Source organism: Halomonas sp. ATBC28 (genome assembly GCF_005937175.1).
GTDB lineage: Bacteria > Pseudomonadota > Gammaproteobacteria > Pseudomonadales > Halomonadaceae > Vreelandella > Vreelandella titanicae.
This window is the reverse complement of sequence record NZ_VCQL01000062.1, coordinates 1-1,103: the sequence shown is the minus strand read 5'-3', so window position 1 is coordinate 1,103 and position 1,103 is coordinate 1. Positions and strand designations below refer to the sequence as shown.

Sequence of the window (1,103 nt, the reverse complement as noted above, 5' to 3'; positions counted from 1 at the left end):
TCCTGAATTCAAACATTAAGCGCAGCACCCGCGGTTTTCAGCGCCCCTGAATACTCTCCCAGGAACACTTGTGCCGGTGTCCGATACCCCAAGCGTTTTCTGGGGCGATTGTTCAACTTGGCAACGACTCTCCTTAATGCTGAGTCGCTCACCTTTCGGAAGTCCGTCCCTTTCGGGAAATACTGCCTAATCAGGCCGTTGGTGTTTTCATTAGTGCCACGCTGGCATGAGCGGTATGGGTCGCAAAAATAGGTCTTGGCCGAGACGGCCTTGGCAACCTGTCGGTGCTCGGCGAATTCCGACCCGTTATCCAAGGTGATGGTTTGCACTGCGCCTCGGCGTGGCTTTAATAAACGGGTCATCGCTTTGGCCGTTCCAGTGGCCGTGATCGTCGACAGGCGCGCTGCCAAGAGGTAACCGCTGCGTCTCTCGACCAGGGTCACCAGGCCAGATTCTTTATGGCCTTTGAGCACCGTATCGCCTTCCCAATGGCCGATATGGCGCCTTTCTTCCGCTTCGGCGGGACGCTGTTCAATGCCTACCCGGTGTGGAATTTTGCCCAGTCCCGCATGCTTGGCCAATCGGCGCTGATAGCGCCGCTGGCGCGGTAGCCGGAGTTGCTTCCATAATTCGCCGCCGCGTTTCTTGTCGTCCCAGATTAGCGCATAGATCCACTGATGGCTTACGCAAACGCCGTTGGCATTCGCCATGAAGCCACTAATTTGCTGGGGGCTCCATTCGTCCATCAGTTGATCAGTGACCCATCGCATCAGGCTGGGCAGGCGCTTCGTCACTTTCCAGGCGCTGCGTCGGCGCTGATCACTTCTCGATTGCGCCTGATCAGGAGCATAGCCAGTCGTAAGCCCATTGCGCTTTATCTCCCGGCTAATGGTGCTGCTGTGAACCCCAATAGCATTGGCGATTTGTCGCTGGCTGATACCAGTCTCAAGATAAGCAAAAATTTGGTATCGTTGGGCCTGGGTCAGCTGTCGGTATCCCATGCTCTGCTTCACTTTGGTCGGTAAAGTCGAGAGGGTACCGGCGCTGGCCCTCCTTCCTCTACTGTGTGATCCAAAGTGCTGCGGTTATTCTATGAATCCAGG

Annotated in this window: 1 protein-coding gene; it reads right to left on the bottom strand. The window is 55.9% G+C overall.

Annotation, left to right across the window (positions count from 1 at the left end; all coding sequences use genetic code 11):
* Positions 1-8: 8 nt before the first annotated feature.
* Positions 9-1,001 carry an IS30 family transposase gene (locus E0L35_RS25285; RefSeq protein ID WP_138801714.1) on the bottom strand — a complete coding sequence of 331 codons (993 nt, stop codon included), beginning with the start codon at positions 999-1,001 and terminating at the stop codon, positions 9-11.
* Positions 1,002-1,103: the final 102 nt, after the last annotated feature.